Origin of the sequence: Methylobacterium sp. 17Sr1-1 (assembly GCF_003173775.1) — a bacterium.
In the GTDB taxonomy this organism is placed as follows: domain Bacteria; phylum Pseudomonadota; class Alphaproteobacteria; order Rhizobiales; family Beijerinckiaceae; genus Methylobacterium.
Map to the genome: position 1 here is coordinate 4,485,344 of NZ_CP029552.1, position 16,041 is coordinate 4,501,384.

Sequence of the window (16,041 nt, forward strand, 5' to 3'; positions counted from 1 at the left end):
ACGGGCAAGCGCGCAGCCACCGTCGTCATCGCGAGCCCTTCCTTGCAATCCTGACGCAACCGCGCGGCCAACGCGCGGGCCATCTCCCGGGAGACCGCCCCACGATGCCCCAATCCGCCCTCCTCGCCCGCCTCCCCGACGCCCTGGCGGCCGCCCTGAAGGCCCCGGCTTACGCCGCCCACCTCGCCGGGATCGACCCCGCCACCGTGACCGACCGGGCGGCGCTCGCCCGCCTGCCGGTCCTGCGCAAGGGCGAGATGCCGGCGCGCCAGCGCGAGGCCCTGCCCTTCGGCGGCTTCGTGCCGGGGCCGGCCGGGGAATTTCCCCGCCTGTTCACCTCGCCGGGGCCGATCTTCGAGCCGCAGCGGGCCGGCGAGGATCCGTGGGGCGGCGCGCCGGCGCTCGCGGCCGCGGGCTTCCGGGCCGGCGAGGTGGTGCTCAACACCTTCGGCTACCACCTGACGCCGGGCGGCTTCATCTTCGACACCGCCGCGCGGGCGCTCGGCTGCGCGGTGATCCCGGCCGGGCCCGGCAACACCGAGCAGCAGCTCGACCTGATCGAGGCCTACCGGCCCGCCGGCTATGTCGGCACGCCGGACTTCCTCAAGGTGCTGCTCGATGCCGGCGCCAAGGCCGGGCGGGACGTGTCGTCGCTGACGAAGGCGCTCGTCTCGGGCGCCGCCTTCCCGCCCTCGCTCCAGGCCGAGTTCCGGGAGCGCGGCATCGCCGCAGCCCAAGCCTACGCCACGGCGGATGTCGGCTTCATCGCCTACGAGACGCCGGGGGAACCCGGCCTCCTCGTCAGTGACGGGCTGATCCTCGAGATCGTGCGGCCGGGCACCGGCGATCCGGTGCCGCAGGGCGAGGTCGGCGAGATCGTCGTCACGGTGCTCGACCTCGACCGGCCGCTCATCCGCTACGCGCTCGGCGACCTCACGGCGGCCTTGCCGGGGGGCACGCGCATCCGCGGCTGGATGGGCCGGGCCGACCAGGCCGCCAAGGTGAAGGGCATGTTCGTGCGCCCCGAGCAGGTCGCCGAGATCGCCCGCCGCCACCCGGAGCTCGGGCGCCTGCGCCTGGTGGTGACCCGGGCCGACGAGGCCGACGTCATGACCCTGCGGGCGGAGACCGGGACGACCGACGCCGCCCTGGCCGAGGCGGTGACCGAGACCCTGCGGGCGGTGACGAAGCTGCGCGGCACGGTCGAGATCGTCGATCCCGGCAGCCTGCCCAACGACGGCAAGGTCATCGCCGACGAGCGGCCGGTGGGCTGACGGCCGCGGGCGGCGGACATTCAGGGCCGCCGCCCGTCATATCGTCTAGTCTCGCCCCCGAAGCATCATTCCCAAATTGACGACATTCGTGCCCGCCATATCGTCATCAAGACGCAGCGCTGCCAGCAATTCGCGTTAGAACATCCCCCTTCGGCATCCGCCGGCCGCGCGCGGCTCGATTTTCCATCGGCCCGAATTCCGCTCCGCATTGATGTCTCTCTAGGTTGTGATAGTGTCTCCGCACGAATCGGGGACAGGCGCATGTCGAACGTGGCGGGCAAAGCCTATGGCATGAACGTCGTGACGCCGATCCGGCCGCGATGGACTTGGCTCAATCGCTTCATCTTCATGGTGGCGCGGGTCTTTCCCGGGACTCTGTCGGGTCTTCTCGGCCTGTCGCTGATCCACTTCGCCCGCTGGGTGATCATCCGGCGCGACCAGTGGCCCCAGCGCGGCCAGCCGAAGCAGGTGCTCGCCAACGACACCATGCTGTTCTGCAGCAACTTCAACGGCACCTGGGACCAGTACATCGACGCGTTCGCGGACGGCATTCCCAACGGGCTCGACCTGTTCTGGTACGGCAGCACCAAGTACCCGAACTCGATCCCGATCACCCCGTTCAAGTCGTACATCCGGGCGAACCAGGTCGATACCGGCTACTACTACAACGCGACGCCGGGCAGCGGCCAGCGCGACATCAAGCTGGCGCTGCAGCTCGCCGCCGCCCTGCGGGCGGTGAGGCCGGACGGCGGCGACGACGCCCTCGCGGCGGCCTTCGACCGGGTGCTCGCCGAGAACCAGGGCTGCCTCGGCACGCCGGGCTACGGGCCGGTGGCGAGCCGCGACACCGCGATCGCCGACCTGCATCGCTGCGCCATGGTGCGGGCCCGCTGGGGCCGGGAGGGCAGCGGCCCGCCGCCGGTGGAGGTCGTCCAGGCGGCGCCCACCCAGAAAAGCGAGGTGCCCGCCCCGGACGGCGGGGGGCCCGCCCTGGAGAGCATCGAGGCGGCCCCGCGCGCCGACGCGTCGGCCTCGCAGGCCGGCGAGGTCCGGGCCACCGTCGAGGCCCTGATCAAGGGCCGCACCCGCCGCAGCGCCGCGCGCCGCCAAGATCGCTGACCGGACGCGCTGACCGGACGCGCTGACCAGGAGAGCCGAGATGCCGAACCTCGACGGCGGTCACTACTTCTTCACCGCGATCGTGCCGATCAAGAACGACGTCATCGTCGAGCACGAGGGCCTGCGCAGCTCCCCCGTCCACATGGTGCGTGAGGCGCTGGAGACGCTGCCCACCGCCCTGCAATCGCCGGAGGCGGTGAAGGTCGGGATCCAGAGCCCCTTCGCCCGCTCGTCGCGCACGCATTTCGCCCGTTTCGTCGTGCTCGACCAGCCGTTCTTCAACGGGCGCGACCACAGCGACGCGGTGTCGGACGCCGTGCATCAGACTGACCTGCTGATCCCGCAGGCCAACGACGTCCTCGCCTGCCCCTACCTCCTGGTGATGATCGACTTCGACCCGGAGGGGCCCGACCCGGCGCGGCGCTACTGCGAGGAGCTCTGGGGGCTGATGCCACGCGAGCTCGAGGCGGTGTTCCGCTTCTGCTACGGCTTCCGCGAGGTCCGCGACGGAAAGTCCTTCGCCGACTTCCTGCTGCCGTGCCAGGTCGAGACGACGATGCCGTTCAACGATTACTGGATCGGCAAGCCGCCCCTGTCGTCGCCCTCGCGCTGGCTGGTGATCGCCCCGCCGGCCCTCGGGGTGGCGCTGCCGCTCCTCGCCGCCCTCTTTCACCTCGTGCGCTGGCCCACCGGCCTGGTCCTGGCGCTGGTGCTCGGCCTCGCGGGCGTCGCGGTCGATTACTGGATCGTGATGCGCCGCGGCGCCCGGCCGCTGCCCGCGGCGCCGGACGCGACCCTGCGGCACGTGCTGAAGGCGCTCTACCTGCAGCAGGCCTTCACCCGCTTCGCCATCGCCCAGCAGGGGGCCACCCTGCCGGCGCGCGGGGCGGCGTTCCGGCAGTTCCTCGCCACCCACCGCCCGGCGGACATCGCCGGCCCGACGCAGGCCCCCGGGGTGATCGGCAGCTGACGCCGCCGGCCGGCCCCGCCCGACCGATCCCGGCCTGCGCGCCGCACCTCGCCCGGAACCCACGGCATGACGACCCTCCTCGACCTCGCCGACATCCAGGGCGGCATCCTGCGGGCCTATGGCCGGCAGGGCTTCCCCAAGGCCCGCGCCTTCTTCCTGACCGTGCGCGGCGACGGACGCGAGGGCCGCGCCTTCGTGGAGCGCTTGCGGCCGCTCGTCACCACCGCCGCGCGCTGGAAGGACCCCGAGCGCGGCGAGGCGCTGGTGCGCCGCCGCGCCCCGCGCCTCAAGGACGTGGCCCGCGCCGAGGGCGAGGCCGACTATCCGGGCGAGGTGACCCTGGTGAAGCCGAAAGTGACGCTCAACCTCGCCTTCACCTTCTACGGCCTCCTCGCCCTCGGCGTCCCGGTGCGCACCCTGCGGGGCATGCCCGACGAGTTCATCGACGGCATGGCGCAGCGGGCCGAGATCCTCGGCGACGACCCCTTCCGCGACAAACGCGACCCGGTCTGGCGCGACTCCTCCGGCGAGAACCGCGTCCATATCGTGGTGATGCTGAACGCGCAGATGGAGGCGGACGGCACGCCGGTCGCCGAGCTCGAGGCGGAGACGCAACGCCTGCGCGACCTGTGCGGGGCGTCCGGCGGCCAAGTCGTGCTCCTGGCCGGCACCGGGCCGGACGGGGCCGACTTCCAGGAGATGTCGGCGGTCCTGAGCCCGGGCGAGCACGGCCTCGCAGCCACCAACAAGGAGCATTTCGGGCTCTCGGACGGCTTCGGCGACCCGGTCTTCGAGGGCCAGTTCCCGCCGGCGCTGGAGGCGCTGCGGGTGATCGGCGGCGGCAAGCTGCTGCCCGACCAGACCTGGGCGCCGCTCGCCACCGGCGAGTTCCTGCTCGGCTACCCCGACGAGGCGCAGGAGGTCCCCGGCGCGGCGATGCCGATCGAGTTCAGCCGCAACGGCACCTTCATGGCCTATCGCAAGCTGCACGAGAACGTCGAGAGCTTCGCGACCTACATCCGCCAGCAGGGCGCGCGCTATGCCGCGATCCACGGCATCCCCCAGGCGGAGGCCGAGGCGACCCTGCGCGCCAAGCTGGTCGGGCGCTGGGAGGACGGGATTCCGCTCCAGGCCGCGCCGACCCATGCCGACTGGCTGGCGTTCCAGGCGGAACTGGCCAAGGCCAAGGCCGCCCGGGACAAGCCGAAGCTCGCCGCGCTCGCCCTGCGCTACACCGACTTCACGTATCGCGACGACCTTTCCGGCACCACCTGCCCGGTCGCCGCCCATATGCGCCGGGCCAACCCGCGCGACATGCTCGACCCGCACGTCACCGACCCGGACCCGAAGGCCGGCGACGGCTCGGCGCTGGTCAACCGCCGCCGCATCCTGCGCCGCGGCCTGCCCTATGGCGGCCCGTCCCAGGGCGGCAGCGGCCGGGATTCCGGCGAGCAGGGCATCATCTTCCTGGCGATCTGCACCAACCTGTTCCGCCAGTTCGAGTTCGTGCAGCAGCAATGGATGCAGTACGGCCTCGACTTCAACGCCGGCAGCGACACCTGCCCGTTGATCGGCAACCACCCGAAGGGCGGCTCCCATCACGATCCGAAGCTCGTGATCGCGGTCGAGCCGGGCAGCGGGCAGCGGCCCTACATCTGCAACGACCTGCCCCAGCTCGTGGAGCCCCGCGGCGGCGACTACTTCTTCGTGCCGAGCATGACGGCGCTCCGCCTGATCGGCACGGGCATCACCGACCCGACCTAGAGGACGGCTCGATCGCGCCCCACCTGTTCGAGGCCCTGCGCTTCCGCCCGCTCAACCCGGTGATCTACCGCCGGGCGATGCGCGACGCGATCCCAGCCCCCGGTACCCTGCGCGCCCGCCGCATCCCGGAGGGCACGATGGTGTTCGCCGCCAACCTGCCGGCGATGTTCGATCCCCTGGCGGTGCCGCAGCCGGGCCGGTTCCGCACCGACCGGCCGTGGGACACCTACATGCTGTGGGGCCACAGCCTGCACCTGTGCTTCGGCGCGCATCTCAACCGCGCGACCCTGCCCGGCCTGCTCAAGCCCCTCCTCGCCCGCCCGTCCCCCTGCGCCGCGCCGAAGGCGCGCGGGCGCATCGACACGCAGGGCACGCCGTTCCCGGTCCACCTCGAGGTGGTGTTCGAGGCCTGACGGCGGGGCGAGCGTCGCCGTCGGGCCCGTTCGAGCGCTGGGCCGTCAGGCCGCCCGGACCTGCGCCAGGAAGTGCGCCACCTCGGCCGAGAGGCGCTCGGACTGGCGCGACAGCTCGGTGGCCGCGCCCAGCACCTGGCTCGCCGCCGCCCCCGTCTCCTCCGCCGCGCCCGCCACGCCCGCGATGTTGCCCGTCACCTCCCCGGTGCCGGCCGCCGCCTGGCTGACGTTGCGCACGATCTCCTGCGTCGCCGCCCCCTGCTCCTCCACCGCCGCGGCGATCGAGGTCGCCACGCCCGAGATCTCCTCGATCCGCGCCGTGATCTGGCCGATCGCCCCCGCCGCCTGACCCGTCGAGGCCTGGATCGCCGCGATCTGGCTCGTGATCTCCTCGGTGGCTCGTGCCGTCTGGCCCGCCAACTCCTTCACCTCGGCCGCCACCACCGCGAAGCCGCGGCCCGCGGCGCCCGCGCGCGCGGCCTCGATGGTGGCGTTGAGCGCCAAGAGGTTGGTCTGGGCCGCGATCGACGAGATCAGCCCGACCACGTCGCCGATGCGCGCGGTGGCCTCGGTCAGCGCGCGGACCTGATGGGCGGTCCGGCCGGCCTCGGCGACGGCGGCCTGGGCGAGGCGGGCGGAGCCGTCGACCTGGCGGCCGATCTCCTGCACCGAGGCGCCGAGCTCTTCGGCGGCCGCCGCGACGGTCTCGACGTTGGACGCGGCCTCCTCGGCGGCGGCCGCGACGGCGGTGGACTGGGCCGCGGTCTGCGTCGCCGTGGCGGTCATGGTCTGGGCGGTCCCGCGCAGCTCGCCCGAGGCCGACGCGACGGTGGCGACGACGCCGGTGATCGAGGCCTCGAAGCCCTGGATCAGCTCGTTGAGCGAGGCGGCGCGGCGCATCCGGCGCAGCTCCTCGGCCTCGCTCTCGCCGCGCAGGCGCTCGCGCTCGATCGCGTTGTCGCGGAACACCAGCACCGCGCGGGCCATCGCCCCGACCTCGTCGCGCCGCCCGGCCTCCGGCACCGCGAGGTCGGTGCGGCCCTGCGCGAGAGAACCCATGGCGCCGCGCAGGGATTCCATCGGCCGCACCACCGAGCGGACGATCAGGAGAGAGGCGCCGCCGAGGACGAGCACGATGAGGAGGCCGGCGACGGCGAGGCGCTCGATCTGTGCGACGATCATCTCGCGCAGGTCGCTGACATACTCGCTGACGCCGATGGAGAAGCCGAAGGGCGCGTAGTAGCGAAACAGCCCGATCTTCGGCACGGCCGCCGTCGCGCCCTCCGGCACCCAGGTGTAGCGGAACGTCGCCACCCCGTCCCGCGCCGCCCGGGGCATCACGTCGGCGACGTAGCGAAAGCCGGTCGAATCGGTCACGCCCATCAGGTTGCGGCCGACCACCTTCGCGGAGGGGTGGGCGATCACGGTGCCGGCGGCGTCGTTGACGAACAGGTAATTGTCGCGGCCGTGCCGCATCGCCGCGATGTCGGCGAGCGCCGCCTCGCGGGCCGCCGCCTCGCTCATCTCGGCCTTCTCGGCCTTCTGCCGGTAGCGCTCGACGACGTTGGCCGCGGCCTCGGTGATGAGCGCCATCCGCTCGACGCGCTGCGCCAGCATCGCCTCGTACTGATAATTGAGCGCAATCCCACCCAGGGCGACCAGGCTCAACGTCGCGAGTGCGATCAGCAGGGCGAACTTGCGGGGAAGGGTGAGCACGAACATGGGGCAGCCGCTCCGGATCCGGTCCTCGCCGGATGTCCCGTTGGACCTAGAGGGCTGGTCGTGAACGCTCGGTATACATTGTAAGCGCTTGGAACGATTTGTGCACGATCGCGAAGATCTTGACCGTGCGGCATCGGGCGGTGACGGTACATATGGCCGCGTCCGGGCACGGCCGCCGCCCGGCGTCCCGGGGACCAGCGCCTGATCGCTGTGCGATGCGGTCGCGAACGGCGCATGTCCGGCGAGCGGGCGTTCCATCGCAAGCCACTCCCCTTTCCCGGACGACTGCAACGAAGTGGAAGGAGATCCGGGATCCAGCACAAGAAGTCGCGAAGCGTCCTTGTGCCTGCAACGGTGCAGCATTCGGAGCCGCTTCGCGGCACTTCCTGTGCTGGATCCCGGATCTCCTTCCGCTGACGCTCCAGTCGTCCGGGGAAGGGGGAGTGGCTTACGATCGGCGAATGAGTCTCCGTTTCGACGGAGAATGCTTCAACCGACTCCCGCCCTGAGCGCCCCGCGCCGCCGCGGCGCCACCGCGGCCGCCGCCGGCTCCCCGCCGCGGGCGAGCGCCAGCACCATGCCGGTGAAGATCTCCTGCAACGCCGTCGTCGAGAGCCGCCCCTCCGGCTTGTACCAGGTGCAGATGCCCGACAGCATCGCGAGGATCGCCAGGGTCGCCATCCGGGTGTCGGCGAGCCGGAACTCGCCGGTGGCGCAGCCGTGGTCGAGGATGTCGCCGAGCTTGCGCTCGTAGTCGCGCCGCATCGCCACCACGGCGGCGAGGTTGTCGGGCTCCAGGCTGCGCAGCTCCGAGTAGCAGATGAACACCTCCTGCGGCCGCTCGACGTGATAGGCGACGTGGAATTCGGTGAACCGGGTCAGCCGCTCTTCCCCGGTCCCCTCCGCCAGCAGGGCCGCGTCGAGGGCGGCGTGCAGGTCGAGCATGTGCCCGCGGATGAGGTCGAACAGGAATTCCTGCTTGTTGCGGAAGTAGTTGTAGAGCGAGCCCTGCTGGATGCCGACCTCGGCCGCGAGCTGGCGCAGGCTCATCGCGGCGTAGCCGTGGGTGGCGATCAGGCTCAACCCCGCCCGCCGGATGGCCTCCTCGGTCCGCGGTCCCGACGAGCCTGCGATACGCGCCATGCTGCCCCTAACCCCGCCCTCACGGGGCGTGCCGCCCCACGACTTTCGTCGGCCCAGTGTAGCACTTGACGCTCGGAAAAAAACAGTCGAACGTATTTTCATCACGGATGACCGGGACGCATACCCGGCATCCCAGAATGGCAGAGCGGCGCCGGACACGAGCGCGGCCGCCATCCTCAGGGGAGGATCAGGCGTGGCGGAAACCCTCGCGGTTCGCCAGATCTCGTTGCGCTTCGGCGGCGTCAAGGCGCTGACGGATGTCAGCTTCGCGGTCGAGAAGGGCGAACTCTTTTCGATCATCGGCCCGAACGGCGCCGGCAAGACCTCGATGATCAACTGCATCTCGGGCCGCTACCGGCCGTCCGAGGGCCAGATCCTGCTCGACGGGCGCGACATCACGAAGGCGACGCCGAACCAGCGTCCGAATCTCGGCATCGGCCGCACCTTCCAGAACCTCGCGCTGTTCCACCACATGAGCGTGCTCGACAACATCCTGGTCGGGCGCCACCACCTGATGCGCAACAACTTCGTCACCGGCTCGCTGTACTGGCTGCCCGGTGTCCAGAGCGAGGAGCTGGCGCATCGCCGCCGGGTCGAGGAGATCATCGACTTCCTCGACCTCCAGGCCTACCGCAAGGCGCCTGCCGGCACCCTCTCCTACGGGTTGCGCAAGCGGGTCGAGCTCGCCCGCGCCATGGCGCTCGAGCCCAAGCTGATCCTCCTCGACGAGCCGATGGCCGGCATGAACCTCGAGGAGAAGGAGGACATGGCCCGCTACATCGTCGACCTCAACGAGGAGTTCGGCATGACCGTCGTGATGATCGAGCACGACATGGGCGTGGTCATGGACATCTCGCACCGGGTGATGGTGCTCGATTTCGGCCGCCGCATCGCGCTCGGCCGCCCCGAGGCGGTCCTGGCCGATCCGCACGTGCGAAAGGCCTATCTCGGCGAGGAGGACGAGGAACCGGCCTCGCCCGAACCGGTCAGGGCGGTGTCGTGATGACGGACTTCACCGCGCGGGCAGAGAGCGCCGACACCTTCCCGAAGCTCCTGCGCCTCAACGCCGCCGAGCACCCGCACGAGGTCGCGCTGCGGGAAAAGATCTTCGGGCTCTGGCGCCCGACGACCTGGGCCGAGTACCACGCCCGCACCCGCGCCTTCGCGCTGGGCCTCTCCGATCTCGGCATCGACAACGGCGACGTCGTCGGGCTGATCGGCGACAACCGGCCCGACTGGGTGGCGGGCGAGATCGCCGCCCACGCGCTCGGCGCCCTGTCGCTCGGCCTCTACCGCGACGCGCTCGAGGACGAGGTCCAGTACCTCCTGGCCTTCGCCGGGGTGAAGGCGGTGATCGCCGAGGACGAGGAGCAGGTCGACAAGCTCCTCAACCTCGCCGACGGCGTGCCGACCTTGCGCCACATCGTGTTCTGCGACCCCCGCGGGATGCGCAAATACGACGATCCGCGCCTGATCTCGGCGGACGCCCTCGCGGCCAGGGGCGAGGCCCTGCACGCGGCCGATCCCGGCCTCTACGACCGGATGGTCGACGCGACCCGGGCCGAGGCGGTGGCGATCCTCTGCACCACGTCGGGCACCACGGCGCGGCCGAAGCTCGCGATGCTGAGCGGCGGCCGCGTGCTCCGCCACTGCGCCCGCTACCTCGCCGCCGACCCGAAGGGGCCGGAGGACGACTACGTCTCGGTGCTGCCGCTGCCCTGGATCATGGAGCAGGTCTACGCGCTGGGCCAGGCGCTCCTCTCTCGCATGAAGGTCAACTTCGTCGAGGATGCCGACACGCTGATGCACGACTTCCGGGAGATCGCCCCGACCTTCGTGCTGTTCGCCCCCCGGGTCTGGGAGGCGGTCGCCGCCGACGTGCGCGCCCGGATGATGGACGCCTCGCCGTTCAAGCGCGCCCTCTACGAGCGCGGCATGACGATGGGGCTCTCCGCCCTCGACAAGGGGACGCGCTCAGCCGCCGCCGACGCCCTGCTGTTCCGGGCCCTGCGCGACCGGCTCGGCTTCACGCGGCTGACCTCGGCCGCCACCGGCGGCGCGGCGCTCGGGCCCGACACGTTCCGGTTCTTCCGCGCCATGGGCGTGCCGCTGCGCCAGCTCTACGGCCAGACCGAGACGCTCGGCGCCTACACCCTGCACCGGGGCGAGACGGTCGATTTCGACACGGTCGGCGTGCCGTTCGACGACAGCATCGAGATCCGGGTGCTCGATCCCGACCGCAACGGCATCGGCGAGGTGCTGGCGCGCCACGCCAACATGTTCCACGGCTACTACAAGGCCGATCCGAACGCCCCGAGCGACGTGCGCGACGGCTGGATGCACACCGGCGATGCCGGCTACGTCGACAAGAAGGGCGAACTGGTCGTCATCGACCGGATCAAGGACCTTGCCGTCAACGCCCATGGCGAGCGCTTCTCGCCGCAATACATCGAGAACAAGCTGAAGTTCAGCCCTTACGTCGCCGAGGCCGTGATCCTCGGCGCCGGGCGCGAGTACCTGGCGGCCCTGATCTGCATCCGCTACGCGGTCGTCGCGAAATGGGCGGAGAAGAACCGCATCGCCTTCACCACCTATTCCGACCTCGCGTCGAAGCCGGCGGTGATCGCGCTGATCCGTGCCGAAGTCGAGCGGGTGAATGCGGGTCTTACGGACGTGCAGCGCGTCGCCAAGTTCGTGCTCCTCTACAAGGAGCTCGACGCCGACGACGGCGAATTGACCCGCACCCGCAAGGTCCGCCGCGGCGTCATCAACGAGAAGTATTCCGACCTGATCGACACGATCTATGCCGGCGCGCCGAGCTACCGGGTCGATACGGTGATCCGGTTCCAGGACGGCACGACGCAACGCATCCGCACCACCCTGCCGGTGATCGACCTCACGGCGGCTCCCGCCACCCTCGCCGCCGCCGAATAGGGGCCATGAGGCCATGAACACCCACCTGCTGCTCCAGCTCGTCGTCAACGGGCTGATCGTCGGCGCCCTCTACGGCGTGGTCGCGATGAGCTTCGTCCTGATCTACAAGGCGAGCCAGGTCGTGAACTTCGCGCAGGGCGAGTTCCTGCTCATCGGCGCCTGGGTGTGCTGGTGGCTGCTCACCACCTACCAGCTGCCGTTCCTGGTCGGCATGGCGGTCACCTTCGCGTTCATGCTGGTCTTCGGCATCGCCCTCCAGGTGGTGGTGCTGCGGCCGCTCATCGGCGAGCCCATCATCTCGGTCATCATGGTGACGATCGGCCTGTCGATCTTCTTCCAGGCCCTGTGCAAGTGGCTGTTCGGCGTCTTCGCCCAGCCCTTCCCGCCGATCTTCTCCACCCAGTCGGTGTCGTTCCTCGGGCTGGAGATCCAGACCGTGTACCTGATGAGCCTCGGCATCTCGGTCGCCATGATGGCGGGCTTCGCCTGGTTCTTCCGCTACTCGAAGCACGGGCTGGCCATGCGGGCCACCGCCTTCAACCAGCAGGTGGCGCAGTCGCTGGGGATCTCGGTGCGCAACGTCTTCGCCCTCGCCTGGGCGATCTCGGCGGTGGTCTCGTCGGTCGCCGGCATCGTGGTCGGCATCGTCAACGGCGTGTCCTCGGCCCTCTCGCTCTACGGCATCAAGGTCTTCCCGGCGGTCATCCTCGGCGGGCTCGACTCGGTCGTCGGCGCGGTGATCGGCGGCCTGGTGATCGGGGTGCTGGAGAACGTCGCGCAATACGTCGACGGCCAGTACCTGCACTGGGGCAACCTCTACGAGATCGTTCCCTTCTACGTCCTGGTGGTGATCCTGATGATCAAGCCCTACGGCCTGTTCGGCACCCGCGACATCGAGCGCGTCTGATGGCGACCCAGAGCCTGATCCCTGCCGGCGACTACCGCACGACGTATGCCGCCGACACCACCATCTTCCCGACCGCCGGCAGCCGCTACGCGGTCTGGGCCGGGCTGGCGCTGCTCTGCCTCGCCCCGCTCGTCCTCGACCGCTACTGGCTGAGCCTGCTGATCCAGATCGGCTACTTCGCGGTCGCGGCCTTGGGCCTCAACATCCTGGTCGGCTTCACCGGGCAGATCTCGATCGGGCACGCCGCCTTCTTCGGCTTCGGCGCCTTCGCGTCGGCCTGGCTGTCGAACAACTACGGCATCCCGGTCTTCTTCGCGATCCCGCTCGCGGGCGTCCTGACCACCGCGATCGGGCTGATCTTCGGCCTGCCGGCGGCCCGGCTGAAGGGCCTCTACCTCGCCATCGCGACGCTCGCCGCGCAGTACATCCTCCAGGACTTCTTCGCCCGGGCGAACTGGTTCACCGGCGGCGTCGCCGGCACGGCGGCGGAGGCCTTCTCGATCTTCGGGTTCAGCTTCGATACCGACCACCGCTACTTCTACGTGGTGCTGGCCTACCTGGTGCTGACCTTCGTGCTCGCCACCAACCTGATGCGCTCCCGCGACGGGCGGGCGCTGGTGGCGGTGCGCGACCACTATCTCTCGGCGGAGATGATGGGGATCAATCTCACCCGCTACCGCACCCTGTCCTTCGGCCTCTCGGCCTTCTTTGCCGGCATCGGCGGCGCGCTCTACGCGCATTACCTGCAATTCGTCTCGGTCGAGGGCTTCGGGATCCTGCTCTCGATCCAGTTCCTCGGCATGATCATCATCGGGGGCCTCGGCTCGATCATGGGCACGCTGATGGGCACCGCCTTCATGGTGCTGGTGCCCGAGGCCATGGGTTGGCTCACCGACGCCGTGCGCGGCTCCTCCCTCGACCGGGCGCTCGCGCTCAAGGACAACCTGTCCTTCCTGCGCGAGATGGCGATCGGCCTCGTGATCGTGCTGTTCCTGATGTTCGAGCCCGACGGGCTCGCCCACCGCTGGCGCCAGATCAAGGCGTACTGGAAGCTGTACCCGTTCTCGCACTGACGACCATCGACCGACACGACAGGAGGATAGCGGCAGCATCGGGCGGTCTGCTCACGACAAGCCCCCCTTTCCCGAACGACTGAAACGAAGTGGAAGGAGATCCGGGATCCAGCAGAGGAAGTGCCGCGAAGCGGCTCCGCAGATTGCAACGTTGCACACAGGCAGTCGCTTCGCGAAGTTTTACAGCTGGATCCCGGATCTCCTTCCGCTGACGCTGCAGTCGTCCGGGAAAGGGCGAGGCCTACGAAAAATCGGCCTGGCCATCACGTCCTGTCGTATATCTTTGGACACCATCGACGAGGCTGGCGAACCAGCCCATCACCGGAGGAAACCAAACCCATGCTTCGCCTGTCCCTCGCCTCGGCCGCCGCCCTCGCTCTCGCCGTGCCGGCGCTGGCCGCCGAGATCCCGATCGGCCACCTCGCCGACCAGAGCGGCGCCACCTCCGATGTCGGCGTGCCCTACGCCCAAGGAGTGGCCGACGCCCTCGCCTACGTGAACCGCAAGGGCGGCATCAAGGGCGAGAAGATGAACGTCGAATCGGTCGATTACGGCTACCAGGTGCCCCGCGCCGTCGCGCTCTACAAGAAGTGGACCGGCGGGCGCGACAAGGTCGCGGCGATCCAGGGCTGGGGCACCGCCGACACCGAGGCGCTCTCGGCCTTCGTCACCAAGGACGAGGTGCCCTACATCTCCGGCTCCTACGCCGCGCAGGTGAGCGATCCGACCGGCGCCAGCGGCAAGGCCAAGGCCGCGCCCTACAACTTCTTCTACGGCCCGTCCTACTCGGATTCCTTACGCGCCATGCTGCTATGGGCGGCCGACGACTGGAAGGCCAAGGGCAAGACCGGCAAGCCGAAATACGTTCATATGGGCGGCAACCACCCCTACCCGAACTCGCCCAAGGAAGCCGGCGAGGCGATGGCGAAGGACCTCGGCTTCGACGTGCTGCCGGCGATCGTCTTCGCGCTGGCGCCGGGCGACTACACCGCCCAGTGCCTGACCGCCAAGAATGCCGGCGCCAACTACGCCTATCTCGGCAACACCGGCGGCTCGAACATCTCGCTGCTCAAGTCCTGCAAGTCGGTCGGCACCGACATCCAGTTCATGGGCAACGTCTGGGGCATGGACGAGAACGCCGCCAAGGCGGCCGGCGAGGCGGCGAACGGCGTCGTCTTCCCGGTCCGCACCGCGGCGGTGAGCGGCAGCACCGCGCCGGGCATGGCGATGGCGGCCGAGATCTCGAAGGTGTCGGACGCCGCCGGCACCGCGTATCGCCCGGTGCACTACTACACCGGCATCTGCGCCGCCCTCTACATGACCGAGGCGCTCGCCTGGGCCAAGGACAACGGTGGCCTGGCCGGTCCCAACGTCCGCAAGGGTTTCTACCAGAAGAAGGACTGGGTGCCGGCCGGCATGGAGGGCGTCTGCGTCCCCTCGACCTGGTCGCCGACCGACCATCGCGGGATGATGGAGGTGCACATCTACCGCGCCAAGATCTCGGGTCCGACCGACGGGGCGCTGCCCGACCTGATGAAGGCCGGCACGATCAAGCTCGAGCCGGTCAAGACCGTGACGCTGCCGCGGAAGAGCGAGTGGCAGGGGTGGTGAGGACCGCCCCTCACAGCTGACCCTCCCCGAACCCTCCCCCCTCTGCGGGGGAGGGTGGCCCCTGCGTCAGCAGGGGTCGGGAGAGGGGACGCCGCTTCCGGAGAGGTCGCGCGCTCGATGAAGGGCGCCCCCTTGGATCAGCGTCGCGCTGCCCTTCTCCCGGCCCGCTCCGCGGGCCGCCCTCCCCCGCAGAGGGGGGAGGGTTCGACGTCGCATCTCGCTGAAACGAAAGCCGTCCGATGTCGCAGGTCATGACCCTGGAGCGCCCGAGTCCCGACGCCGCGCCGGCCCCCCTCCTCTCCTTGCGCAACGTCGAGGTCGTCTACGACGACGTCATCCTCGTCCTGCGGGGCCTGAGCCTCGACGTGCCGGCGGGCTCGATCACGGCGCTGCTCGGCGCCAACGGCGCCGGCAAGTCGACGACGCTGAAGGCGATCTCGGGCCTCCTGCGCTCGGAGGACGGCGAGGTCACCCGCGGCGAGATCGTGTTCGACGGCGCCCGCATCGACGGCATCGAGCCCGATCGCATCGTGCGCCGCGGCATCTTCCAGGTGATGGAGGGCCGCCGCATCGTCGCCGACATGACGCCGATGGAGAATCTGCGCCTCGGCGCCTTCTCGCGCCGTGACAAGGAGATCGGCCAGGATCTCGAGCGGGTGCTGACCTACTTCCCGCGCCTCAAGGAGCGCACGGGGGCGGCGGGCTACCTCTCGGGCGGCGAGCAGCAGATGCTGGCGATCGGCCGCGCCCTGATGGCCCGCCCCCGCCTGATCCTGATGGACGAGCCCTCGATGGGCCTCTCGCCGCTCCTGGTGAAGGAGGTCTTCGGCATCATCCGCCAGATCAACCAGGATCTGGGCGTCACCATCCTGCTCGTCGAGCAGAACGCCCGCGCCGCCCTCTCGGTCGCCGACCGCGGCTACATCATGGAGCAGGGCAAGGTCGTGCTCGACGGCACGGTCGAGGAACTGCGCACCAACGAGGACGTGAAGGAATTCTACCTCGGCGGCGCCGGCGACCAGCGCAAGAGTTTTCGGAACTTGAAGAGCTTCAAGCGGCGCAAGCGGTGGATTTGAGCGCCTGTTTCGCTCGACGCTCCCGAAACCCCGGT

At 70.0% G+C, this 16,041-nt stretch carries 13 protein-coding genes; 11 read left to right on the forward strand and 2 right to left on the reverse strand.

From position 1 onward, the window contains the following. Window positions 1-104: 104 nt before the first annotated feature. The 5 genes from DK412_RS20280 (at window position 105) to DK412_RS20300 (ending at window position 5,540) form a co-directional block, all read left to right on the forward strand. Window positions 105-1,274, forward strand: coding sequence for an AMP-binding protein (locus tag DK412_RS20280; RefSeq protein ID WP_109973419.1), 1,170 nt, complete (start codon window positions 105-107; stop codon window positions 1,272-1,274). Between the two features lie 261 nt (window positions 1,275-1,535). Next, window positions 1,536-2,393: a hypothetical protein gene (locus tag DK412_RS20285; protein WP_204165408.1), complete on the forward strand. Its 858-nt coding sequence runs from the start codon at window positions 1,536-1,538 to the stop codon at window positions 2,391-2,393. A gap of 40 nt (window positions 2,394-2,433) precedes the next feature. Then, window positions 2,434-3,363: a hypothetical protein gene (locus DK412_RS20290; RefSeq protein WP_109973420.1), complete on the forward strand. Its 930-nt coding sequence runs from the start codon at window positions 2,434-2,436 to the stop codon at window positions 3,361-3,363. 66 nt (window positions 3,364-3,429) lie between these two features. Continuing rightward, the gene (locus DK412_RS20295) at window positions 3,430-5,127 is read left to right on the forward strand and encodes a hypothetical protein (protein ID WP_109973421.1); all 1,698 of its coding nucleotides are present in this window, start codon (window positions 3,430-3,432) and stop codon (window positions 5,125-5,127) included. A gap of 77 nt (window positions 5,128-5,204) precedes the next feature. Continuing rightward, window positions 5,205-5,540, forward strand: a complete 336-nt coding sequence (locus tag DK412_RS20300; RefSeq protein WP_162596258.1) for a hypothetical protein — start codon at window positions 5,205-5,207, stop codon at window positions 5,538-5,540. Between the two features lie 45 nt (window positions 5,541-5,585). Here DK412_RS20300 and DK412_RS20305 read toward each other — a convergent pair whose 3' ends face one another. Both DK412_RS20305 and DK412_RS20310 read right to left on the reverse strand, forming a co-directional pair. After that, entirely contained in the window at window positions 5,586-7,262 is a 1,677-nt protein-coding gene (locus tag DK412_RS20305) for a methyl-accepting chemotaxis protein (protein ID WP_109973423.1), read from the reverse strand. Window positions 7,263-7,751: 489 nt separating this feature from the next. Continuing rightward, the gene (locus DK412_RS20310) at window positions 7,752-8,405 is read right to left on the reverse strand and encodes a TetR/AcrR family transcriptional regulator (protein ID WP_109973424.1); all 654 of its coding nucleotides are present in this window, start codon (window positions 8,403-8,405) and stop codon (window positions 7,752-7,754) included. Window positions 8,406-8,598: 193 nt separating this feature from the next. Here DK412_RS20310 and DK412_RS20315 point away from each other — a divergent pair, with 193 nt between their 5' ends. The 6 genes from DK412_RS20315 to DK412_RS20340 all read left to right on the forward strand — a co-directional run bounded on the left by DK412_RS20315 (window position 8,599) and on the right by DK412_RS20340 (window position 16,006). Then, complete coding sequence (locus DK412_RS20315; protein ID WP_109973425.1) at window positions 8,599-9,408, forward strand: ABC transporter ATP-binding protein; 810 nt, start codon at window positions 8,599-8,601, stop codon at window positions 9,406-9,408. Then, the gene (locus DK412_RS20320; RefSeq protein WP_109973426.1) at window positions 9,408-11,339 is read left to right on the forward strand and encodes a long-chain fatty acid--CoA ligase; all 1,932 of its coding nucleotides are present in this window, start codon (window positions 9,408-9,410) and stop codon (window positions 11,337-11,339) included. The genes DK412_RS20315 and DK412_RS20320 overlap by 1 nt, the downstream gene beginning before the upstream one ends. A gap of 13 nt (window positions 11,340-11,352) precedes the next feature. Then, entirely contained in the window at window positions 11,353-12,246 is an 894-nt protein-coding gene (locus DK412_RS20325) for a branched-chain amino acid ABC transporter permease (RefSeq protein ID WP_099951620.1), read from the forward strand. Further along, a complete protein-coding gene (locus tag DK412_RS20330; protein WP_109973427.1) occupies window positions 12,246-13,319 on the forward strand; it encodes a branched-chain amino acid ABC transporter permease in 1,074 nt (357 codons plus the stop codon). Before DK412_RS20325 ends, DK412_RS20330 begins: the two co-directional genes overlap by 1 nt. A 339-nt stretch (window positions 13,320-13,658) precedes the next feature. Continuing rightward, window positions 13,659-14,930: an ABC transporter substrate-binding protein gene (locus DK412_RS20335; protein WP_109973428.1), complete on the forward strand. Its 1,272-nt coding sequence runs from the start codon at window positions 13,659-13,661 to the stop codon at window positions 14,928-14,930. Window positions 14,931-15,169: 239 nt separating this feature from the next. Further along, the gene (locus DK412_RS20340; RefSeq protein ID WP_109973429.1) at window positions 15,170-16,006 is read left to right on the forward strand and encodes an ABC transporter ATP-binding protein; all 837 of its coding nucleotides are present in this window, start codon (window positions 15,170-15,172) and stop codon (window positions 16,004-16,006) included. The last annotated feature ends 35 nt before the right edge of the window (window positions 16,007-16,041 follow it).

Excerpts from the sequence above, each read along its gene's own strand:
- DK412_RS20330 (WP_109973427.1), top strand. The coding sequence starts at position 12,246 with ATGGCGACCCAGAGCCTGATCCCTGCCGGCGACTACCGCACGACGTAT.
- DK412_RS20305 (WP_109973423.1), bottom strand. The coding sequence starts at position 7,262 with ATGTTCGTGCTCACCCTTCCCCGCAAGTTCGCCCTGCTGATCGCACTC.
- DK412_RS20300 (WP_162596258.1), top strand. The coding sequence starts at position 5,205 with ATGCGCGACGCGATCCCAGCCCCCGGTACCCTGCGCGCCCGCCGCATC.
- DK412_RS20290 (WP_109973420.1), top strand. The coding sequence starts at position 2,434 with ATGCCGAACCTCGACGGCGGTCACTACTTCTTCACCGCGATCGTGCCG.
- DK412_RS20310 (WP_109973424.1), bottom strand. The coding sequence starts at position 8,405 with ATGGCGCGTATCGCAGGCTCGTCGGGACCGCGGACCGAGGAGGCCATC.
- DK412_RS20325 (WP_099951620.1), top strand. The coding sequence starts at position 11,353 with ATGAACACCCACCTGCTGCTCCAGCTCGTCGTCAACGGGCTGATCGTC.
- DK412_RS20295 (WP_109973421.1), top strand. The coding sequence starts at position 3,430 with ATGACGACCCTCCTCGACCTCGCCGACATCCAGGGCGGCATCCTGCGG.
- DK412_RS20320 (WP_109973426.1), top strand. The coding sequence starts at position 9,408 with ATGACGGACTTCACCGCGCGGGCAGAGAGCGCCGACACCTTCCCGAAG.
- DK412_RS20335 (WP_109973428.1), top strand. The coding sequence starts at position 13,659 with ATGCTTCGCCTGTCCCTCGCCTCGGCCGCCGCCCTCGCTCTCGCCGTG.
- DK412_RS20280 (WP_109973419.1), top strand. The coding sequence starts at position 105 with ATGCCCCAATCCGCCCTCCTCGCCCGCCTCCCCGACGCCCTGGCGGCC.
- DK412_RS20340 (WP_109973429.1), top strand. The coding sequence starts at position 15,170 with ATGTCGCAGGTCATGACCCTGGAGCGCCCGAGTCCCGACGCCGCGCCG.
- DK412_RS20285 (WP_204165408.1), top strand. The coding sequence starts at position 1,536 with ATGTCGAACGTGGCGGGCAAAGCCTATGGCATGAACGTCGTGACGCCG.